This is a genomic window from Marinomonas ostreistagni, from assembly GCF_016461785.1.
In the GTDB taxonomy this organism is placed as follows: domain Bacteria; phylum Pseudomonadota; class Gammaproteobacteria; order Pseudomonadales; family Marinomonadaceae; genus Marinomonas; species Marinomonas ostreistagni_A.
In genome coordinates, this window is the sequence record NZ_JAEMUH010000003.1 from 86,410 (window position 1) to 106,283 (window position 19,874).

At 45.3% G+C, this 19,874-nt stretch carries 13 protein-coding genes; 8 read left to right on the top strand and 5 right to left on the bottom strand.

All coding sequences use genetic code 11. The features are described 5' to 3' along the window. Nucleotides 1-8: 8 nt before the first annotated feature. Genes JHD44_RS03585 through JHD44_RS03595 form a run of 3 tightly spaced genes read right to left on the bottom strand, consistent with a single transcriptional unit; the run spans nt 9 to nt 5,763 of the window. Nucleotides 9-3,362 carry a DUF2126 domain-containing protein gene (locus tag JHD44_RS03585; RefSeq protein WP_199461178.1) on the bottom strand — a complete coding sequence of 1,118 codons (3,354 nt, stop codon included), beginning with the start codon at nt 3,360-3,362 and terminating at the stop codon, nt 9-11. Beyond that, nucleotides 3,359-4,306 carry an alpha-E domain-containing protein gene (locus JHD44_RS03590; protein ID WP_199461180.1) on the bottom strand — a complete coding sequence of 316 codons (948 nt, stop codon included), beginning with the start codon at nt 4,304-4,306 and terminating at the stop codon, nt 3,359-3,361. Before JHD44_RS03590 ends, JHD44_RS03585 begins: the two co-directional genes overlap by 4 nt. Nucleotides 4,307-4,308: 2 nt before the next feature. Further along, on the bottom strand, nt 4,309-5,763 hold the full coding sequence (locus JHD44_RS03595) for a circularly permuted type 2 ATP-grasp protein (protein ID WP_199461182.1): 1,455 nt from the start codon (nt 5,761-5,763) through the stop codon (nt 4,309-4,311). Nucleotides 5,764-6,029: 266 nt separating this feature from the next. On the opposite strand from JHD44_RS03595, the gene JHD44_RS03600 reads away from it, so the two are divergent. After that, the gene (locus tag JHD44_RS03600; RefSeq protein ID WP_325097041.1) at nt 6,030-7,232 is read left to right on the top strand and encodes an FAD-dependent monooxygenase; all 1,203 of its coding nucleotides are present in this window, start codon (nt 6,030-6,032) and stop codon (nt 7,230-7,232) included. Nucleotides 7,233-7,340: 108 nt separating this feature from the next. Then, complete coding sequence (locus JHD44_RS03605; protein WP_199461186.1) at nt 7,341-8,234, top strand: DMT family transporter; 894 nt, start codon at nt 7,341-7,343, stop codon at nt 8,232-8,234. Here the strand turns inward: JHD44_RS03605 and JHD44_RS03610 are convergent. Beyond that, nucleotides 8,231-8,800, bottom strand: a complete 570-nt coding sequence (locus JHD44_RS03610) for a TetR/AcrR family transcriptional regulator (RefSeq protein WP_199461188.1) — start codon at nt 8,798-8,800, stop codon at nt 8,231-8,233. The genes JHD44_RS03605 and JHD44_RS03610 overlap by 4 nt on opposite strands. A gap of 102 nt (nt 8,801-8,902) precedes the next feature. Between JHD44_RS03610 and JHD44_RS03615 the strand changes: the two genes are divergently transcribed. Then, a complete protein-coding gene (locus tag JHD44_RS03615) occupies nt 8,903-10,096 on the top strand; it encodes an efflux RND transporter periplasmic adaptor subunit (RefSeq protein ID WP_199461190.1) in 1,194 nt (397 codons plus the stop codon). Between the two features lie 18 nt (nt 10,097-10,114). Next, nucleotides 10,115-13,222, top strand: coding sequence for an efflux RND transporter permease subunit (locus JHD44_RS03620; RefSeq protein ID WP_199461192.1), 3,108 nt, complete (start codon nt 10,115-10,117; stop codon nt 13,220-13,222). Nucleotides 13,223-13,293: 71 nt separating this feature from the next. On the opposite strand, the gene JHD44_RS03625 is transcribed toward JHD44_RS03620, so the two are convergent. Next, nucleotides 13,294-15,201 carry an alkaline phosphatase D family protein gene (locus JHD44_RS03625; RefSeq protein ID WP_199461194.1) on the bottom strand — a complete coding sequence of 636 codons (1,908 nt, stop codon included), beginning with the start codon at nt 15,199-15,201 and terminating at the stop codon, nt 13,294-13,296. A gap of 196 nt (nt 15,202-15,397) precedes the next feature. Between JHD44_RS03625 and JHD44_RS03630 the strand changes: the two genes are divergently transcribed. The 4 genes from JHD44_RS03630 to tssK all read left to right on the top strand — a co-directional run bounded on the left by JHD44_RS03630 (nt 15,398) and on the right by tssK (nt 19,866). Continuing rightward, a complete protein-coding gene (locus JHD44_RS03630; protein WP_199461196.1) occupies nt 15,398-16,123 on the top strand; it encodes a hypothetical protein in 726 nt (241 codons plus the stop codon). Between the two features lie 282 nt (nt 16,124-16,405). Further along, nucleotides 16,406-18,034: a type VI secretion system-associated FHA domain protein TagH gene (gene tagH, locus JHD44_RS03635; protein WP_199461197.1), complete on the top strand. Its 1,629-nt coding sequence runs from the start codon at nt 16,406-16,408 to the stop codon at nt 18,032-18,034. Further along, complete coding sequence (gene tssJ, locus JHD44_RS03640) at nt 18,031-18,537, top strand: type VI secretion system lipoprotein TssJ (RefSeq protein WP_199461199.1); 507 nt, start codon at nt 18,031-18,033, stop codon at nt 18,535-18,537. Before tagH ends, tssJ begins: the two co-directional genes overlap by 4 nt. A gap of 6 nt (nt 18,538-18,543) precedes the next feature. Continuing rightward, nucleotides 18,544-19,866 carry a type VI secretion system baseplate subunit TssK gene (tssK, locus tag JHD44_RS03645; protein ID WP_199461201.1) on the top strand — a complete coding sequence of 441 codons (1,323 nt, stop codon included), beginning with the start codon at nt 18,544-18,546 and terminating at the stop codon, nt 19,864-19,866. Nucleotides 19,867-19,874: the final 8 nt, after the last annotated feature.

Here is a 19,874-nt window from a genome sequence, read left to right on the forward strand (position 1 = left end):
AATGGAAATTAGAGCCTAGTATACCTCTTCCTTAGGTCGAGCGTATGCGGATATTCATGACAGATTTCTTCTTCTGGTGGTGACATGGGTCTAGTGACCTTGTCATGCTCGGTTACACTGCGAAGTGCGCTGTATTCCGGAGGCGGAACCAATGCGCCTTGAGTGAAGCCATGATCCCAGAATCGGTTAACGCGACGTGCTTCTGCCTCATTACTGTTAACTGGTAAGGTATCATAGTTGCGACCACCAGGGTGACTAACATGATAAGTACAACCACCAATGGATACACCGTTCCATGTGTCGATTAAATCAAACACTAAGGGTGTGTCCGTGCCTAGTGTTGGGTGCAATGCGGACGGTGGTGCCCAAGCTTTATAGCGCACAGCGCCAACCATTTCACCTTTACGACCAGTACTACGCAGTGGTACACGGCGACCGTTACAAGACAGCACATAGCGGCCTTCGGTCAGGCCACTTAGGCGCACCTGCAAGCGTTCTACCGACGAGTCCACATAACGTGCTGTACCAGACTGCGTGATTTCTTCACCAAGAACATGCCATGGCTCAATTGCCCAACGTAGCTCAAGTTCAATGTCATCAATCTGCTGGCGGCCGTAGTGTGGGAAGCGGAATTCTTCAAACGGTGCTAGCCACTCAAGCTTAAATGGCAAGCCATGAGCTTGAAGATCATCGACAACTTCTTTGATGTCCTGCCAAACAAAGTGCGGCATCATGAACTTATCGTGTAATGAGGTACCCCAACGAACCAAAGGTTTGTGATAAGGCTCGTCCCAGAAGCGTGCAACCAAACAACGTAGTAATAGCATTTGTACGAGCGACATACGAGCATGGGGCGGCATTTCAAAACCACGGAATTCAAGCAGGCCTTGGCGGCCACTGCTCGAGCCAGCCGCGTAGAGTTTGTCGATACAGAACTCAGAGCGGTGAGTATTACCGGTAATGTCTACCAATAAGTTACGCATGAGACGGTCGACCAGCCATGGCTCGTCTACCAAACCAGTTGGGATATTCTGGAAGGCAATTTCCATTTCGTACAAGGCTTCATCACGACCTTCATCTGGTCGTGGCGCTTGGCTGGTTGGGCCAATAAACATGCCCGAGAACAAATAAGATAGTCCTGGGTGGTGCTGCCAGAACGTCACTAAACTGCGAAGCAGATCAGGGCGACGTAACAGCGGGCTATCAGCAGGTGTGACACCACCAAGGGTAACGTGGTTGCCACCGCCTGTTCCTGTATGACGACCATCCAGCATGAACTTCTCTGTACCCAAGCGCGACTGGTAAGCTTCTTCATACAGAGTCTCTGTGTTGTATAAAAGCTCTTTCCAATTCTTCGCAGGGTGGATGTTCACTTCAATCACACCTGGGTCAGGGGTGATCAAGAACTTCTGCAAACGGTAATCTTTTGGTGGCTCATAACCTTCTATGACAATTGGCATTTCCAATTTTTTTGCCACGGTTTCGATAACATTGATTAAGGCTACATAATGCTCAAGGAAATTAACTGGCGGTAAGAACGCATGCAGGCGTCCATCGCGTGCTTCGATACAGAGTGCTGTTCGAATAACGTTTTTGAGGATTGTGCTGCTTGTCTCTTCAGCATCTGCTAACGTTTGTTTCGTTTGTGTTTGAGCAGAACCTGTTGGCGAAGCTGGTTGGCTATAAACTGGCAGAGGCTCACGCGGAGCAAACGGATCACGTTCTGGTGTTTGCTCTTCTTCACTGATGGCTGGTAACGAGTTCAGCGGCAAACGGTAACCCATTGGGCTGTCGCCAGGAATAAGCGTTATCACATCAGAACGCATTGGCCAAAGACTGCTTTGCCATTGGGAACCATTAAATTCGATCGGCAAGACATAACCACTGACACGCTCAAGGCCACGGTTTAGCAGCTTCGCTAAGCGGCGGCGTTCTAAATCATCTTTAAGGGAGGCTTTGCGCGGGTTCACATCGTCAGGAAGAGAGCGCTCTAGCCATAGGTAATAGAGAGTGTCTTCGTAGGTTGGCTGTAAGTACTGAGATTCCAAGCCTAAGTGCTCGCACAGTGCCTGGCCAAACTTTGCGGCATGGCTTTCATCAAAGCCGTAGTCTTTGTCGACGCGCGCAAGGTATTTTGGATCTTGCCATAGGGCTTCGCCATCGGTGCGCCAGAAGCAGCCCAGTGCCCAACGGGGAACTTCCTCGCCAGGATACCATTTGCCTTGGCCGTAATGCAGTAGGCCATTGGCTCCAAATTTAGCCTTCATACGCAACAATAGGTCTTTCGCAAGACGCAGTTTGTCAGCGCCCAGAGCGCCTGTGTTCCACTGCTCAGAGTCCATGTCATCAATGGAAACAAACGTTGGTTCACCGCCCATAGTTAGGCGTACATCGCCTTGCTCTAGACGTTTATCCACCGCATGACCAAGGGCTTTGATGTTTTCCCATTCGTCATCGCTGTAAGGCTTGGTAACGCGAGGGTCTTCATGGATACGGGTAACAATATTGGTGTAGCTAAATTCGCACTCACACTCATCAGTGAAACCCGTAATTGGTGCTGCAGAGATTGGCTCAGCGGTACAAGCCAATGGGATATGTCCCTCGCCGGCAAACAATCCACTGGTTGGGTCAAGGCCCACCCAGCCAGCGCCAGGCAAGTACACTTCACACCATGCATGAAGGTCGGTGAAATCTTCTTCTGGTCCAGAAGGGCCATCTAACGCTTTGATGTCGGACGTTAGCTGCACTAAGTAACCGGATGCAAATCGTGCTGCTAAGCCTAAATGGCGCAAAATCTGAACCAATAGCCAAGAGGTGTCACGACAGGAGCCTTTCTTAAGAGTCAGCGTTTCTTCACAGGTTTGCACACCTGGCTCTAAGCGGATTCCGTAATCAATTTCATTAGCTAAACGGCTGTTAAGAGCCACTAAAAAGTCGACAATACGCGTAGGTTTACGGTCAACGGTTTTGAGCCAATCTTGCAGTTCAGGGCAGTCTTCAGACTTATTCAAATACGGAGACAGCTCTTCTAGTAGTTGCTTGTCGTATTTGAATGGGAAGTTTTCTGCGTATTCTTCGATAAAGAAATCAAAAGGGTTAATGACCGTCATATCAGCGATCACTTCCACAGCAAACTCAAGTTTCTTGGTCTTTTCAGGGAACACTAAACGAGCTTGATAGTTTCCGTAAGGGTCCTGTTGCCAGTTTACGAAATGATCTTCTGGCAAGACTTTTAATGAATATCCATGAATATGGGTACGTGAGTGAGGCGCCGGACGCAGACGTAAAATGTGCGGCGAAACATTAATAAAGCGATCAAATTCATAAGTGGTTTTATGCTGAATCGCTACGCGGATGGTCATGCCGCTTCTCCTTTCTGGAAGTTAAACCAGTTTTCCGTGATCTGGTGGTGCAGAGTAATGATATCAAGCTGAATATCGTTCAGGTAATCACTGAACTCACTGTTTAAATCGCTTGAGTGCTCTACCGCTTTAGTGTTTTCCAATAATTTGTCAGCACTCAAGATGACAAGGCCAGATCTTGGTAACTCTGCCGCTGCCAGCTTGATCTGCTCCAAGCAATAACGCTGTGAGCGCGGGAAGTATTTATCATTCAATAAGAAGGTCACCGCTTTGGCGCCGCGAATGGAGCTGCGCATAGTGCGACGGAAACTTAAGTAAGCACTTTGAGATTTTAAGACTTTGGACCAAACGACTTGGCCTAACTCGATGTCTTGCTCTGCTTGAGACTGGCTCATTAAAGAGGTAGCGGCATCAATAATACGAGTGTTCATGTCAACTCGTTCTAAATAACGTCCTAAAATTAAGAACTGCCACCCAGCGTCACGGTCCATGGTCGCTGCGAGTAAGCCAATGATTTTCTGGCAACCTTCAATAATGGTATTGAGGTAAGAATGACGGGCAGATCGATTGATGCCTTGCTTAATATTTTGTTTGGCAAATAAGTCCAGCTCATTCACCAACTCCCACATTTCATTGGGCAAGACATCCCGAGTTGTTCGGATGTTCTCACGGGCCATTTTCAACGATGAGAGCAGGGAGCTTGAGTTATCATCGTCTGATAACAAAAACTTCACCACGTTACGTTCATCGCGAACTTTATAACGGTTATTAAATGCCTCAATACCACTGTTGATTTCGATAAGGTTGTACCAAGAAATTTGTACGACATTGTGCGGTAAATCGAACAATAAATCGTCGTAAACACTGACCAAACGAGCCGTATTTTCCACGCGCTCTAGGTAGCGAGCACTCCAGTATAGGCGTTCTGCAACTCTTGAAAGCATGATTAAGCTCCTTTTGTGTCCACAATCCAAGTATCTTTACTACCACCGCCTTGTGACGAATTGACGACGAGAGAGCCTTTTTTCATCGCTACTCGTGTCAAGCCACCTGTGGTCACATAAGTTTCATTACTCTGTAAGATAAACGGACGTAAATCCAAGTGACGCGGTTCTAGAGAGCCTTTACCGATCAATGTTGGCGCTGTAGAAAGCTTCAGGGTTGGCTGAGCGATATAGTTGCGCGGATTTTCTTTGATCAGCTCGGCAAAGGTCTGTTGCTCTTTCTTGGTTGAATGAGGACCAACAAGCATGCCATAGCCGCCTGATTCATTGGCAGGTTTAACCACTAGCTCATCCAAATGCGCTAGCACGTATTCACGATCTTCTTCATTGTCGCAAAGGTAGGTTTTTACGTTTTTGAGAATAGGCTCTTCGTCAAGGTAATAACGGATCAAGTCAGGTACGTAGGCGTATACTACTTTGTCGTCCGCGACACCGGCACCGGGCGCATTAGCCAATGCAACGTTGCCGGCTTTCCAAGCGCGCATTAATCCTGGAACACCTAGTACAGAGTCTGGGTGGAACGCTTCTGGGTCTAGGAATAAGTCGTCAATGCGGCGATAGATCACATCGACGCGTTCAGGACCGTAAATGGTCTTCATGTAAACGCAGTCGTCTTCATCCACAAATAAATCCGCACCTTCTAGTAACTCAACCCCCATCTGTTGTGCGAGAAACGCATGTTCAAAATACGCTGAGTTGTAAATGCCAGGTGTTAGGACAACGATTTCAGGGCATTCAATATCACATGGAGAAAGCGCGGCAAGAGTATCAAACAAGTCAGAGGTGTACGAACCGACAGGTAAAATCTCATCGTTTTCAAATAACTCAGGCAAAACTCGCTTGGTAATAGCGCGGTTTTCAAGCATATAAGAGACACCAGACGGTACTCTTAAATTGTCCTCAAGGACGTAAAAGTCTCCGTGCTCATCGCGCACTAGATCTGTGCCACAAATATGTGCCCAAACGCCATACTTAGGTGAAACACCGACGCACTCAGGACGAAAGTTTTTAGAATCTTTGATGATGTGTTCTGGAATAATGCCGTCTTTGATACAGCGTTGTTCGTGGTAGAGGTCGTCGATGAAGCGGTTGAGTGCGGTGAGTCGTTGCTTGAGGCCTTCGGCAGTGATTTTCCAGTCCTTAGCATCAATAGTGCGGGGAACAATATCAAACGGCCAGGCTCTATCAATGTTGCCTTCTTCCGTGTAGACGGTAAAGCTAATCCCCATTTCCTGAACCGTTGCTTCGGCGGTTAATCGTCGCTTTTCAAGTTCTTCAGTCGGTAGGCTTTCAAGGTAATCGAGGAGTTGTTTCGCTGGTGTTCTGGGTTTTCCTTGAGCATCAATTAGCTCGTCAAAGAAATCTCCAGAATTATAGTTCTTAGTGAGTGTATCCATTTTCAAATTATCCCCTTGGACGTCTGAGGGACTGCACTATCACAGTTCAATCTCGTGCGCTGTATTGGTCATTGATGAACCAAAATAGAGCTGTTGGCAAGTAAAACTTATCTTTTACTAATCGAGAGCAATTTTTGCGCCAATAAAGCTAATTTAGAAACGTTATAAATATGTGAAATAGATAGATAAAAAAGACTTACATCAGGTGATGGGAAAAGACTTTTGCTATGATTCTTAAGGTTAGACCAAATACTAAGGAATCAATTGTGGAGCAGGTAGACCAAGCTGAACAAATCATCGTTGTGGGGGCAGGCATTGGTGGGTTAACCGCCGCTTTAGGGCTTGCTAAGCAAGGGTGGTGTGTCAAAATCCTAGAACAAGCCGCGGAGCTTAGTGAAGTTGGGGCTGGTCTACAATTGAGTCCAAATGCCGTGAAAGTATTACGACATCTGGGGGTTGATCAAGCGTTAACCAAGCACATATTCACTCCCCAAAATGCTTGTATACGGGACTTTCGTTCAGGCAGGTACTATTTAAAAATGCCGCTTGCAAGTGACGTGGTTAAACGTTACGGCGCCCCTTATTGGCATGTTCATCGAGCCGATTTACATCAAGAGTTAGTGGCCGCTTGTCGTCAGCATGGTGTTGAGATTGTGCTTGGTCAGAGAGTTCAGGGATACCGGAATGAAAAAGACCATGTCAAAGTTTTACTTGAAAAGGACACATTGAAAGCCAGTTTATTAGTGGGCGCAGATGGTATCCATTCGCAGATACGAGAGCTTATGCTCGGGATGCAAGCGCCTATCTTCACGGGGCAAGTTGCATGGCGTGGTACGGTTCCAGTAACGAATATAGCGGGTGCAACAGTGCAGCCTGACGCAACGGTGTGGGCTGGACCGAATCGACATGTGGTGACGTATTATCTGCGTGGAGGCGCGTTTGTTAACTTTATTGCTGTTGAGGAACAGGCACAATGGCAAAATGAATCTTGGCGCGAAGAAGGTGATGTAGATATATTGCGTGATAAGTTTTCAGGATGGCACCCAGAAGTGACTGCTGTGTTAGACGGATGCGAGTCCACGTTTCTTTGGGCATTAAATGGTCGACCAACGTTATCAACATGGCATGATGAGCGAGTCGTTTTACTCGGAGATGCTTGCCATCCTATGTTGCCTTTTATGGCTCAAGGTGCAGCCATGGCAATTGAAGATGCCTTTGTGCTTGCCAAAACACTCGCTAAATATGATTTCAAAGAAGCTTTTTCTCGTTATGAGGCATTTAGAAAACCCCGAGCAACGGCCGTGCAAAAACAGTCCTGCGATAATGCTGCGTTGTACCATATGCATGGTGGCTGGCAAGGACGAATGAAATTAGAAGCGCTGGGAATGGCGTCTAAATTTGCAAATGGTGTGATCAATGCGAAGTTAGACAAAATCTATGGACATGATGTGACAACACTAGAGCTTTAATAACGTACTCGACTCCTAGACAATCTGTCAAAACAGTCTTTTATATATTTTCAGTAGGTCTAGCTGTATCTACTCCGACCTTTTCTCCTACCCTATAAGGACTGCAACGTGAGCTCCACTGCGCCAAAACTAAAGGCTGAACTTATCTTAGTTTTAGTCACTTTTATTGCTGCCCTAGGGTGGATCTTTTCAAAAGAAACACTTGCAGGGTTGCCTCCGATTTTCTTTCTCGGTGTTCGCTTCTTAATAGCTGGCCTTGTTCTTATGTTCGTAGGGGCTCGCTACTTTAAAGGCATCAAATGGGGAGATTTAAAAGGCGCGATCGTCGTTGGAATGGTGATGAGTGTTGCAATGATGTTCTGGGTGGTCGGATTGGATCAGGTCAGCAACATTGGTGTGGGAGCATTTATAAACAGTTTAGGTGTCATCTTGGTGCCAGTGTTTGCGAAGTTCCTATTTAAAGAAAAACCACCAAGAATTTTATGGGTAGCATTACCCATCGCAATAGTAGGATTAGCTTGTTTAGCATTAGGTAATGGTGTTTCATTTGAGCCCGCCCAGCTGTATTTTTTAATCGCGGCCATTACCTTTGCATTGCAATTTAATATGTTGACTCGTATGTCTTCTAAAATTCATGTTTTGGTGTTGACCGCGATTCAGTTGTTTACGGCTGGACTTATCATGTTGTTTGTTTCGCCAACGGTTGAGGAGATTCCACATTCGGTACCACTGTCCATTGTCGGGTGGTTCTTAGCCAGTACTTTAATTGCAACCAGTTTACGTTTCTTGCTACAAACTTATGGTCAGAGTTTGACGCCTGCCAGTCATGCCGCTGTGATTATGAACTTAGAGCCTGTTTGGACGGCTGTATTAGCCGCAATGTGGTTTAGTGAAACCATGACGGGCCTTCAGGTAATAGGATGTGGACTTATCTTTTCTGCTATGCTGGTCAGTAAGTGGACTCCAATAAGGTCTTTATTGAAATCAAAAAAACGTTGTTAGTCTGGGAAAAGTTCGTTCAGCATATGGTTGAACACTCTATGCGACGAGGCGTTGTAGGGGGCTGCAAAGAAATCTCTTCGGTGAAGTAGCCCATCAGTCAGAGCAACAAGGAATTGAATACGCGCTTTGATATCCTCTTCGTTATCAAGATCGTACTTACGACGAACCAAATGAATGGCATGTTCCGTTAAACGTTGGTCCGCTTCTAATTGGATTTTCGCGAGGATAGGGGATCTATTCGCTTCGGCTTTAATTTCCATATTTAGAATTCTTTGTGTCCGAAACTCACTTTCATTTTCAGGCTCAAAGATGCGTGTTAACCAATCTTTCTTGTCTAAAAATTGCTCCATCATTTGCAAATATTCTTCAGTCTTGCGCTCCACAACGGCGCGGATGATGTCCTCTTTGTGAGCAAAATAACGATAAATTTGCCCTACACTGAGTTCAGCGGTTTTTGCAACATCAGCCATGCTTGCTTTATGAAAGCCTTTTTCCACAACGTGCACGATAAATGCATCCATTATTTGCAGGCGGCGTTCTTGCTCATTGACTGGGTTTTTTTTCATAAATATTTACACGATTTAAAGATGGGAACTGAAATCAAGCTGGATTATAGTGTGAATGAACGCTCATTCTCAAATGATAATTAATTGGAGTCACCACAGTTTATGCTGTCTAGGAACATATTCATTACAGGGGTTGTACTGGCCTCGGCAATCTTGGCGGGATGTCAAGAAAGTGAAACCAGTGCCGCAGCAAGTGCGCCTGCACAACAAGCACCTAAAACTCAGGTTGGTGTGATTACGATTCAAAAACAAGAAGTTGAGTTAAGGTCTGAATTGCCTGGACGAACGAAATCAAGTCTGGAGGCAGAAATACGCCCGCAGGTAGGTGGCATTGTTGAAAAACGTTTATTTGAGGAAGGGCAAACAGTCTCAGCGGGAGACCTGCTGTACCAACTTGACGACTCTGTTTATGAGTCTGCTGTGGAGCAGGCTCAAGCCGATCTGGACAGTGCGCGTGCGACCCTGACTTCGACTAAGCAAACTTATGAGCGTTACCGTCAGTTGAAAGAGCGTAATAACGTTTCACAACAAAACCTAGATGATGCAAATGTAGCTTACCTATCTGCTGTTGCAGCAGAGAAACGAGCAGTTGCAGCCTTGAATAGTGCCAAAATTGATTTGGCTTACACCAAAATTACCGCTCCAATCGACGGTAAAATAGGTATCTCGGATGTCACGGTTGGTGCCTTAGTGACGGCAGGACAATCTGCTGCTATGACCATTATCCGTGCGACCGACCCAATGTTTGTTGACTTGGCTCAGACCAGTGTCGAGCAATTGCGTCAGCGAACTCTACTTTCACTCGATCACGTTAACCTAGGCGATCAAAGTGTTACTTTGACACTAGAAGATGGCTCGGAATATCCATATAAGGGGCGCATCAAAACACGTGAAGTGAATGTGGATGAAATGACAGGAAGTGTGACGTTACGTGCAGAGTTCGATAATCCAGATGGGCTTTTATTACCAGGGATGTTTGTGCGCGGACAAATTAACGACCTGAATGACAGCGAAGCGATTTTAGTGCCTCAACAAGGTGTTTCTCGTGATGTAAAAGGTAATGCCATTGCATACATTGTTACTGCGGACAACAAAGTCGAGCAGCGTATCTTAGAGACGGAGCGATCTATTGGTAATCAATGGTACGTGACAGATGGTATCAAAGCTGGCGATCGCGTTGTTGTTCAAGGTAGCTTGAAAATACGTCCTGGTGCAGAAGTAACTGCAGTGGAGCTACAACGTGATCCACAAACCGGTCGAATTGTTGAAGCAAATGCTGCGACCACTGGCCAGTAGATTAAAGGAGCCACGTTTATGATTGCGCAGTTTTTTGTTAGGCGCCCTGTCTTTGCTTGGGTAATATCGATTGTCATTATGTTGGCGGGTGTGCTCGCTATCACGCAATTGCCTATTTCCCAATACCCGAATGTTGCACCGCCTTCGATCCGTATTTCTGCTACTTACAATGGCGCTTCGGCGGAAACGGTTGAAAACAGTGTGACGCAAATTATTGAACAGCAGCTGACTGGTTTAGATGGCTTACTGTACTTCTCTTCTAGCAGTAGTTCAGCTGGCCAAGCGAGTATTGATGTAACGTTTGAGCAAGGCACGGATGCTGATACCGCACAAGTTCAAGTCCAAAATAAAGTTCAGCAAATCACATCCAACCTACCTTCTTCGGTACAACAGCAAGGCGTAACAGTTACTAAGTCACAGTCGGACTTCCTACTGATTATGGCATTGTATGATGAGACTGACCAAGATAACGCGAGCGATCTATCTGATTATCTTGTTTCCAACATGCAAGACCCTATTTCTCGTCTTGAAGGTGTGGGCAGCGTGAGGGTGTTTGGTTCTTCATATGCTATGCGCATTTGGTTAGACCCGCTTAAGCTTGCTACTTACAGCTTAATTCCTTCCGATATTGCGAATGCTATTGAGGCTCAGAACGTTCAAGTCGCAGCCGGTAGTCTTGGGAGCTATCCTATTGCTAACGGTCAGGAGCTAAATGCCACAGTCACCGCTCAATCAAAGCTAGAAACGCCTGAAGAGTTTGAGAACATCATTCTTACTTATGATGATAATGGGGCGACGGTACGTTTAAAAAATGTCGCCAAAATAGAGTTAGGCAGTGAAAACTATAATTTCACGCCACGAATGAATGGTCACCCTTCAACGGGTATGGCGGTTATGTTGTCTCCTGGCGCCAATGCTTTAGAAACGTCAGAAAGAGTAAAAGCCGCGATTGCTGAACTAGAACGTAATTTACCTGAGGGTTATAAAACAGGACTCCCATTAGATTCTACTGAGTTTATTAAAATATCTATTGAAGAGGTGGTGAAAACCCTGTTTGAAGCGATTGTCCTAGTTGTCATCGTGATGTTCGTTTTCTTACAAAGTTGGCGTGCGACTTTGATTCCTGCGATTGCTGTGCCTGTCGTATTGTTAGGCACCTTTGGGGTTTTGCAGGCGTTTGGTTACTCAATCAACACTTTAACCATGTTCGGTCTAGTACTCTCAATTGGTCTACTTGTGGACGATGCTATTGTCGTGGTGGAGAACGTAGAGCGAGTGATGGAGGAAGATAAACTCTCTGCACGAGAAGCCACCATAAAGTCGATGAAAGAAATCACCAGTGCTTTGATCGGTATTGCAGTGGTTTTGTCTGCGGTTTTCGTACCGATGGCATTTTTCAGCGGTTCAACCGGTGTCATTTACCGTCAATTCTCTATCACCATTGTATCGTCTATGGTCCTATCTGTGATTGTAGCGTTAACGTTATCTCCGGCGCTTTGTGCAACGCTATTAAAGCCGAGCCACCACAAAGAAAAAAGAGGCCTTGGTGGTTGGTTTAACAGAACCTTTGATCGCTGGACGAGTCGATACAGTGGGCGAGTCGCTAAACTGATCAAGCAACCTGTTCGTTGGTTGGCTGGTTACTTAGTTATTATCGCGGGTATGAGCTACTTGATGGTAAACACACCTACAGGCTTTTTACCTACTGAAGACCAAGGAACAGTAATGGTCATCGTTTCTTTACCTGAAGGCGCATCAATGGCTCGTACAGAAGAGGTCATGGATAAAATTCAAGATCACTTCTTGGTAAAAGAAAAAGACTACGTAGATTCTATCTTTACTATTTCTGGCTTTAGCTTCATGGGAACTGGGCAAAATGCTGGTATGGCGTTTGTGCTATTAAAACATTGGGATGAACGAACAACACCGGGGAGCTCTGCAGCCGCGATAGTTGGCCGTTCTTACCCAGGTTTAGCGGGTATTCGTGATGCACAGATCTTCTCATTGTTACCGCCTTCAATTCGTGGTCTTGGCCAGAGTAATGGCTTTACCTTCGAGCTTCAAGCAGCAGGTAACACCAGTCGTGAAACCTTGCTTGAAATGCGCGATAAGCTGTTAAATGATGCCCGAGCAAGCCAAATCTTGAGTGGTGTTCGCATGGGAGGGCAAGGAGAAACAGCCCAGTTACACATTGATATCGACCAAGAAAAAGCCTCTGCGTTAGGTCTCTCCATGACTGACATCAGTAGCACATTGTCTTACGCGTGGGCGGGTAAGTATGTAAATGATTTTGTCGATCGTGGTCGTGTTAAGAGCGTCTATGTCCAAGGTGATGCCGAATATCGAGGAGCACCGTCTGATCTTCAGCACTGGTATGTAAGAGGTGATGGTGATGAGATGACACCATTCTCTGCCTTTGCTGACAGCGAATGGACGTATGGCCCTAAAACCTTGACACGTTTTAATGGCTTGCCATCCTATGAAGTTCAGGGTTCTGCGGCGGCGGGTTTAAGCTCTGGTGATGCCATGGCAGAAATGGCTCGCATCGCTGAAGACTTACCGCAAGGTGCTTCTTACGCTTGGAGTGGCTTGTCCTACCAAGAGCAGCAATCGGGTGGTCAAACGTACTTCTTGTACGCTGTTTCTATCTTAGTGGTTTTCCTTTGTCTTGCTGCTTTGTATGAAAGTTGGACAGTACCGTTCTCGGTAATCATGGTCATCCCTCTTGGGGTAATTGGTGCGGCTGGGGCGATCTACTTACGCGATCTACAAAACGACGTGTACTTCCAGGTAGCCTTATTAACCATCATTGGTCTGTCCTCTAAGAATGCTATCTTGATCGTTGAGTTCGCTGAAGCGGCTTACCGTCGTGGCGAGGATGTATGGCATGCGGCAACGGAAGGCGCACGTTTACGTCTGCGTCCGATTATCATGACATCGCTTGCGTTCATCGTCGGTACATTACCACTGGCACTGTCTTCTGGTGCTGGTGCAAACAGCCGAATCTCAATCGGTACAGGTATTGTGGGGGGGACCTTAACGGCAACGTTATTAGCGATCTTCTTTGTACCGTTGTTCTTCGTCTTGATTCGTCGCTTATTCCCTAAGCGCCCGATTGAAGATTGATAAGTATTTTAGTGTAAAAATGAAAGGAGCCAAACTTGGCTCCTTTTTTATGCTGAATGCTTGCAACTAAGCTAAGAGCGCTTATTGCTAATAAACGTAACACGCTCATCTTGTTTACAGAGTTGTGCGATCTCAGTGGGACGTCCTTGACTGTCAAGATGTACCAAGCCAATACCGGAATGGTTCAGTAGGCGCTCTCCGTGATCTGCGCCGTCGGGCTTACGTGGTGAGATACGTAATGAACGTCGCTTTGTAAATAGATTTAAAGGGGACCAAGGCGCGTACAGCCAACGGTTGAGGCGGTCAAACCATTCGAGTAGGTCGTGAGGAAACTCGTTACGCAGTCCACTGCTGGTGATTTGCCAAATATTCGGACTGCTTTTGTCGCCTCTTAACTTGATGTCGTAGGCAAATGAATAATGCACATCGCCTGATAAAATTACGAAGTTCGTTGGTGTTTTGGAGTGAGTGAATAGGTTCATTAATGCGTAAGCGGAACCTGGATGTGCCATCCAGTTTTCGGCATCCACCATCAGGGGGTTACCGATCCACGTAAAGACTTTCTGAATGGCTTCTATCAGCTTGACACCAAACATAGGAGCAGGAGACACCAAGATCACAGAATCTAGGTTTTTGATGTCTTGTTGCAAATCTGTGATCGCTTCCCAATCCATGAGTCCTGATGGATTACTAAAGCTTTTCTCTGAACGCCAACGGCGTGTGCGGGTATCCAGAACAACAAGCTTGGGTTGGGTATCCCAATGATAATGCCATTGATCGTAGGCAAGTAATTCATCGATAAAGGTGTCGCGCACGTTCGCTTCTAGAGTTAATGCAGCTTTTTCGGCTTGTTCCATGAAAGCTTTGTCGTATTGCGTCGGATTGTTTCCCCAGCCTTGGCAGAGCAAGTAACCAAATAAAGCATTGCCGATGATACGTTTGGATAAAGGGTGGCCAAAGGCGGTTTGTTCCCACTCGGCAGTTAGGTTCCAATCGTCTGTTACATCGTGATCGTCAAACATCATCGCGCTGGGGATGTGTGCCAGTACACGCTGTACTTGCGGAAGCCCTTCCACAAACTCTTCGATGGCTTTACGTTCTTTATCATAACGGAGGCAGTGTTCTTCTTTACTGATGCTGCTTGGACGCTCAAGAGTAATATGGCGCCAAAGTTTCGGAGACCAAACTAATAGATACATACAGATCACTTCAGCAAAGCTCATCAAGTGATTATGCGCAGTGTCTGTTGTGAAAACAGGCTTTTTCTTACCTTTGAAAAATTGCGATTTAACCTCTTCGCTTTGATCGCTTTGTGGTAACAACGATTCACGGCAATAAAAAAACGGCTGCTTGGCTAATGATTGCTCCGCACCAGGGAGGCTTTCTTCCTCTATGCCTAGTAAGGCGATAGTTTGACGTATGGCGAATAACATTGGACCGGCCACATCATCGGCGTAAATCTGATCACCTGAAAGCACCATAAAAGAGGGCCATTCTTCGATTTTAGTGTTACTAAGATGATGGTCTGCTTCGACCAGGCCATCACCCGCTTTACGATCTTTATCTTGGATATGATAGCCATAGTGCGCTTTACGACATGATCCATGCAAAACGGAGTGAACCTTGGGGTGCCAAATGAACTCGGTCTTGGTGGAGTCTTTCGTGTAACTTAAATTATCTTCAAGCAGTTGGGAGATAGGCGCGCCGCCTATATTTAGTTCATAGGAAAGAGGCGTGTCAGCAGGTAGCGACTGTTCGAACGTGACTCTAATAAGTTTAAGGTACAGCTTCTTTCCCAAGTGGATAGTCTGTATGTCTGTGTTTTGAGAGAGGGCGGTCTCTTCATTGAAGATTGAAACGTCCACAGTGCTATCAGAGCTGGTGGCGAGCCAAAGGTGCAAAGAGTCAGAGTCCAGTTTGCGTAATAAAGGGCCTGCAATGATAGGGGATAAAGCCTGTGGCATGGGCTCTGTACACATGTATTCACTCCAATGGTTAGTATTGCGCCTTATTATCCTACGGAATAAAAGCGTCAAACAGTGTATGGAAACGTAAAATTAATTCATGTTTTTTGCAAAAAGCATGATGCCTCTGCCATTGCAAGGGGGTAGTGGATTCGATAGCTTTATATATTGTTTTTTGTTTCGATATAAATTGCTGGATTAAGAGATCAATATGCTCAAAAAGTCAAAGTGTTGGCCACTGGCCTGCTTGCTACCTTTCACTGCTTCTCCCTCTCTTCTAGCTGAAAACCTTAATGCCTCCTCCAATAATGACCGAGTTTTTGCCTCAAAAACGTATTTTCTAATGGCGGTTGATCATGAGATAGGGCTTAAAATTAAGCAGGCAGATATCCCTACTTTACTAGGGGTAAAGGATATTGAAACACAAGACGCAGAGGTGATTTATTTTGGTATGCGTAAAGCCATGCTGAAGTACGCTGCAAGCGCTTGGGACAGCGGTATTGCGTCATCCTACGGTAAAGAAGTAGGCCGTATTATTGGTTGGCAAGGGGACACTACCTACACAGATACTTCCGCTGAGAGAATAAGGAATAAACTCTTGTTATTTCGATTCGCTCAGCAGTACCGTTCCTCAAACAATTTGATAAAAAAATATCACCATCACGTAGAACGTGAAGTGTCCAAAATTAAGGCTAATTCAGTAGATACCATCTCCCTTTGCGATCCCTTATTGCCATACTCTGACTTTTCTTTTTACCAATCCATTAGCTCAGCCTCAGTAACGACTTATCAAATATTACCTGTTGTCGAACGTTATGAATCATTTGATTCATGCCATAAGCAAGATATTTACCAACAGCTATCGAATGCTCATTCCATATATACATTTCGAGACATTTTAGAAATCGTCAATTTAAACGCTAAAACCCTTCCTTAGTTACCTTGCTAACATCTTTGTTTATTGTTTCTGAGAGGCTTCCGGTTGGCATTTTTAGTTATTTCCAATTGAAAGTTTTTTGTAGGCAAACGCATGTAAACTGTAAAGATTAATTTAAAAAGTTGAATGAATGGGGAATAAGTTAGCCTAAATAATGATCCAGATGGTAAAAATACGCCCGAATAGATGTAAGCCAATGAGTGTTTAATTCTCACCTCAGGCTGATTGACTATTCGCTTATCTCATCAGGGAAAACAGTGTTTTAGTAAAGGTTAATTTTTCATGGATTTGAAGCTTATCGTTCATCAAGGGCAAGAGTTACTCGGCAACCGCTCAGAAGTAATTGTAGACGCAGATGTGTACTCTATCGGTCGAGGGAATGACAACTCTTGGGTTCTCCCTGACCCAAAGCTTCATATTTCTAATAAACATTGTGTTATCCATCGTAAACATAACGAATTCCACTTAACAGATATTAGTACCAATGGTGTTTATTTAAATGGTCTACCGGATCCATTAGGCCGTGGCCGTAGCCAAATATTAAAACACGGTGATTCTATCGTTATTGGCGAATATCTTATTAAAGCAGCTTTAAAAGACCTTGGTGACTTTTCAAATAATACAACACCGACCCATGATGAATTAGATTCTGCGCAATCTATCAATGATATTGCTGCTCTAACTGAAGATGTTGTCTCTGCAACTAAAAGCGCTTCAGCAACGGTGAATGAGACGTTAGAAACCCCTAAGTCGACACCAACGGCTGCTGAATTGACGGCATCGGATACGACCTTAGAAAACCTGTTAAAAGAGGGGGAGAAGGCGACATCATCCGAGCCAACAATTAGTGAATTGTTGCGACCAGTATCACCAGAGAAAGAGTTTTATGTCCCGCCGAAGGTGATTTCGGAAGATCATGCTAATGGAAAAGATCTTCAATCAGACTCCTTGTCATCAGTCCAAGTCGATCAATCAAAACAGGCAATTCCTGACAACTGGTTGGATTTAGCACAGGAACAAGACAAACCATTACCTGCTTCATCGTCAACGAATGAAGTCAAAGACACTCCATCTCACACTGATCATAAACTAGAAGAATTGCTGGAAACATCCGCTGTCGCGCTTTCTGAGAACGCGCATAGCGAAAGCGTATCAGAAGACTTGAACGTTCAAGAAACGCCTAAAAATCCTAGTCAAGAATCTGCGCCAATGTTTGATATTCAAGAGCGCTCGATGGTCAGTCGTTTAGAGGAGCAAGTGACTCAACGCTCCGATGCGCCAGACCAATCAACATTACTGAACGAAACCCCTAGAAACGCTGTGGAGCAGTCCGATCTATTTAGTGTCATGATGAAAGAAGCAGGCTTGCCTGAGCATTTGTTTCATGGCAAAGATAAAGCCGATATAGCGAAATTAATGGGACGCATGCTACGTCAATTTGCGCAAGGTACGATTGATACGTTAGCCACCCGAAGTATGGTGAAAAGCGAGTTTCGTCTTCAACAAACGATGATACGTCCGGTGGATAATAACCCGCTTAAACTGTCTCCTTCTGGCGATGAAGCATTGAAAATAATGTTGATGGGAGACTCTTCAGCGTATTTACCTGCTGAAAGCTCAATACAAGAAGGTTTCAAAGATATTCAAGCTCACCAGCTTGCAATGATGTCCGGCATACAGGCGGCATTTATGCATCTTTTACAGCGTTTTGAGCCGAGTATGTTGACGCAAAAATTTGAGTCACGACCTCGTTATAATAAAGGGCTTCTGAGCCGCAACAAGACCGACCTGTGGCGAGAGTATCAAGATTATTACCATGATATATGCGCCATGATGGAAGACGAATTCCAAGACTTATTTTCCAATGAATTCGGCAAGGCCTATGAAAACCAGCTAAGGAAAATTCGATGAAACCGATCTTGCTTGGTGGCATTCTGATTGGCTGTAGCTTGCTTTTAGGTTGTTCGATCAACCCTTTTTCTGATGCAGAGGAAGAGGGGATCAAGTTGCAATTTGATATGTCTGCAACGGAATCATTGAACCCAGATATTAATGGGCAGCCTTCACCGATTGAGATTCGAGTTTATCAGCTGAGCTCAACCACCGAGTTTGAACGGGCAGATTTTTTCGACCTTTATCAGGATGACCCTCTTCCATCGAGCTTATTAGATACACGAATTTTTATTATTAAACCTGGCGAAACGGCTCAGGTAGTAACGGACCTAGATATAGAAACGAAGTTTATTGGAGTGATTGCAGGGTATCGCGATTTAGATCATGCGGTTTGGCATGATGTGATCCAAGTAAGAGATGAACGTGGCTTTTTAAGGCGTTTGATTGGCTCACACAAGCGTATGACTTTGCAAGCGGAAGCATCAAAAAACGAAGTTTCATTAATGGATGAAGAAGAGTAATAGTTCATGAGTTGGCATAGAAAAGTGGCATGGTTGGAAGGGGCATTTATACGCCCGCAACATTTCCAGCAACAAGACCGCCATATGGAATGGAGTCTAACGGCACTGACTCATCAGTTAAATAGCTATGCATGGGGCATTTCAGAACTGGCGTTTGACGAGGCAGCACTAAGACTTGGGCACGTTATTTTGACGAAGTGTCGAGCAATCATGCCAGACGGTACGATTATCGATGTGCCTTCCGAAGACGATGTTCCGATGCCGCTGGCTCTGCAAGAGAGTGATGAAGGCTGTTTAGTGTATTTAGCAGTCCCTATTTGGCGAGCGGGGGCAAATGATATTGATCGTCAGCAAGCTGAGGACAGCAATGCTCGATTTCGTCTGGCCGACATGGATGTTCCAGATATTGTGACGCAATCGAATAGCCACGCAAATATTGAGCTTGCCAGTAAAAAAATCCGAGTGATTACTGAACAGCATGGCCCAAAGCAGTTTTCGACCATTGCGATTGCTCGCGTTAAATCCATTAAGAATAAAGCGATTGAATTGGATGAGCGATTTATTCCAGCCGCTTTATGCATTCACTCCTGTAGTTCGTTAACGAGCATTGTTCGAGACATTCAGGGGCTTGCCTTGAAACGTGCGCTGTTATTGTCTGAACGGCTAAAATCGCTTGGTGAAGGCAATGGTGTCGAAATTTCTGATTTCTTATTGCTACAAATGCTGAATCGTTATCAACCCATGCTAGATCACTTTCTTCGAGCAAACATGGTTCATCCTGAACGAGTGTATGAAACGCTTATTCAAATGGCGTCTGAGCTTGCGACCTATACCCATGTAGACAAACGTCTAGAAGACGCTCCGGTATACGAACACAGCGATTTACAAGCCACATTTGAGAAGTTTGAGCCATTACTACAGCAGCGTTTGAGCATTTTGTTGGATCAAAGTGCGATGCAAATTGAGCTTGAAATTAAGGGCTTTGGTATTCGTATTGGCTATATCCCAGAGCTGGATCGTCAAGCAAGTTTTGTATTGTGCGCGAGGGCGGACATGCCGAATGAAGAGTTGCGTCGATTGCTACCGCTGCAAGCCAAAATTGGCTCTATTGAGAGTATTACTGACTTGGTGAATAAACAGCTTCCTGGTGTTCAAATTGCGCCCATGGCAGCAGTACCACGTCAACTTCCATTCTATTCTGGTGCTGTTTACTTTGAGTTGAAAACCCAAGGCAAGTGGTGGCAAGACATTACGGATTCTAAGGGGCTTGCTTTGCATGTTGGTAGTCAGTTCCCAGGCATCTCTCTCGAACTTTGGGTTATTAAATAATACATAAA

What these genes read in the sequence shown, in the direction of transcription:
- JHD44_RS03590 (WP_199461180.1), bottom strand. Translation starts at nt 4,306, where the DNA reads ATGCTTTCAAGAGTTGCAGAACGCCTATACTGGAGTGCTCGCTACCTA.
- JHD44_RS03585 (WP_199461178.1), bottom strand. Translation starts at nt 3,362, where the DNA reads ATGACCATCCGCGTAGCGATTCAGCATAAAACCACTTATGAATTTGAT.
- JHD44_RS03595 (WP_199461182.1), bottom strand. Translation starts at nt 5,763, where the DNA reads ATGGATACACTCACTAAGAACTATAATTCTGGAGATTTCTTTGACGAG.
- JHD44_RS03630 (WP_199461196.1), top strand. Translation starts at nt 15,398, where the DNA reads ATGCTCAAAAAGTCAAAGTGTTGGCCACTGGCCTGCTTGCTACCTTTC.
- tssK (WP_199461201.1), top strand. Translation starts at nt 18,544, where the DNA reads ATGAGTTGGCATAGAAAAGTGGCATGGTTGGAAGGGGCATTTATACGC.
- tagH (WP_199461197.1), top strand. Translation starts at nt 16,406, where the DNA reads ATGGATTTGAAGCTTATCGTTCATCAAGGGCAAGAGTTACTCGGCAAC.
- tssJ (WP_199461199.1), top strand. Translation starts at nt 18,031, where the DNA reads ATGAAACCGATCTTGCTTGGTGGCATTCTGATTGGCTGTAGCTTGCTT.
- JHD44_RS03615 (WP_199461190.1), top strand. Translation starts at nt 8,903, where the DNA reads ATGCTGTCTAGGAACATATTCATTACAGGGGTTGTACTGGCCTCGGCA.
- JHD44_RS03625 (WP_199461194.1), bottom strand. Translation starts at nt 15,201, where the DNA reads ATGTGTACAGAGCCCATGCCACAGGCTTTATCCCCTATCATTGCAGGC.
- JHD44_RS03610 (WP_199461188.1), bottom strand. Translation starts at nt 8,800, where the DNA reads ATGAAAAAAAACCCAGTCAATGAGCAAGAACGCCGCCTGCAAATAATG.
- JHD44_RS03620 (WP_199461192.1), top strand. Translation starts at nt 10,115, where the DNA reads ATGATTGCGCAGTTTTTTGTTAGGCGCCCTGTCTTTGCTTGGGTAATA.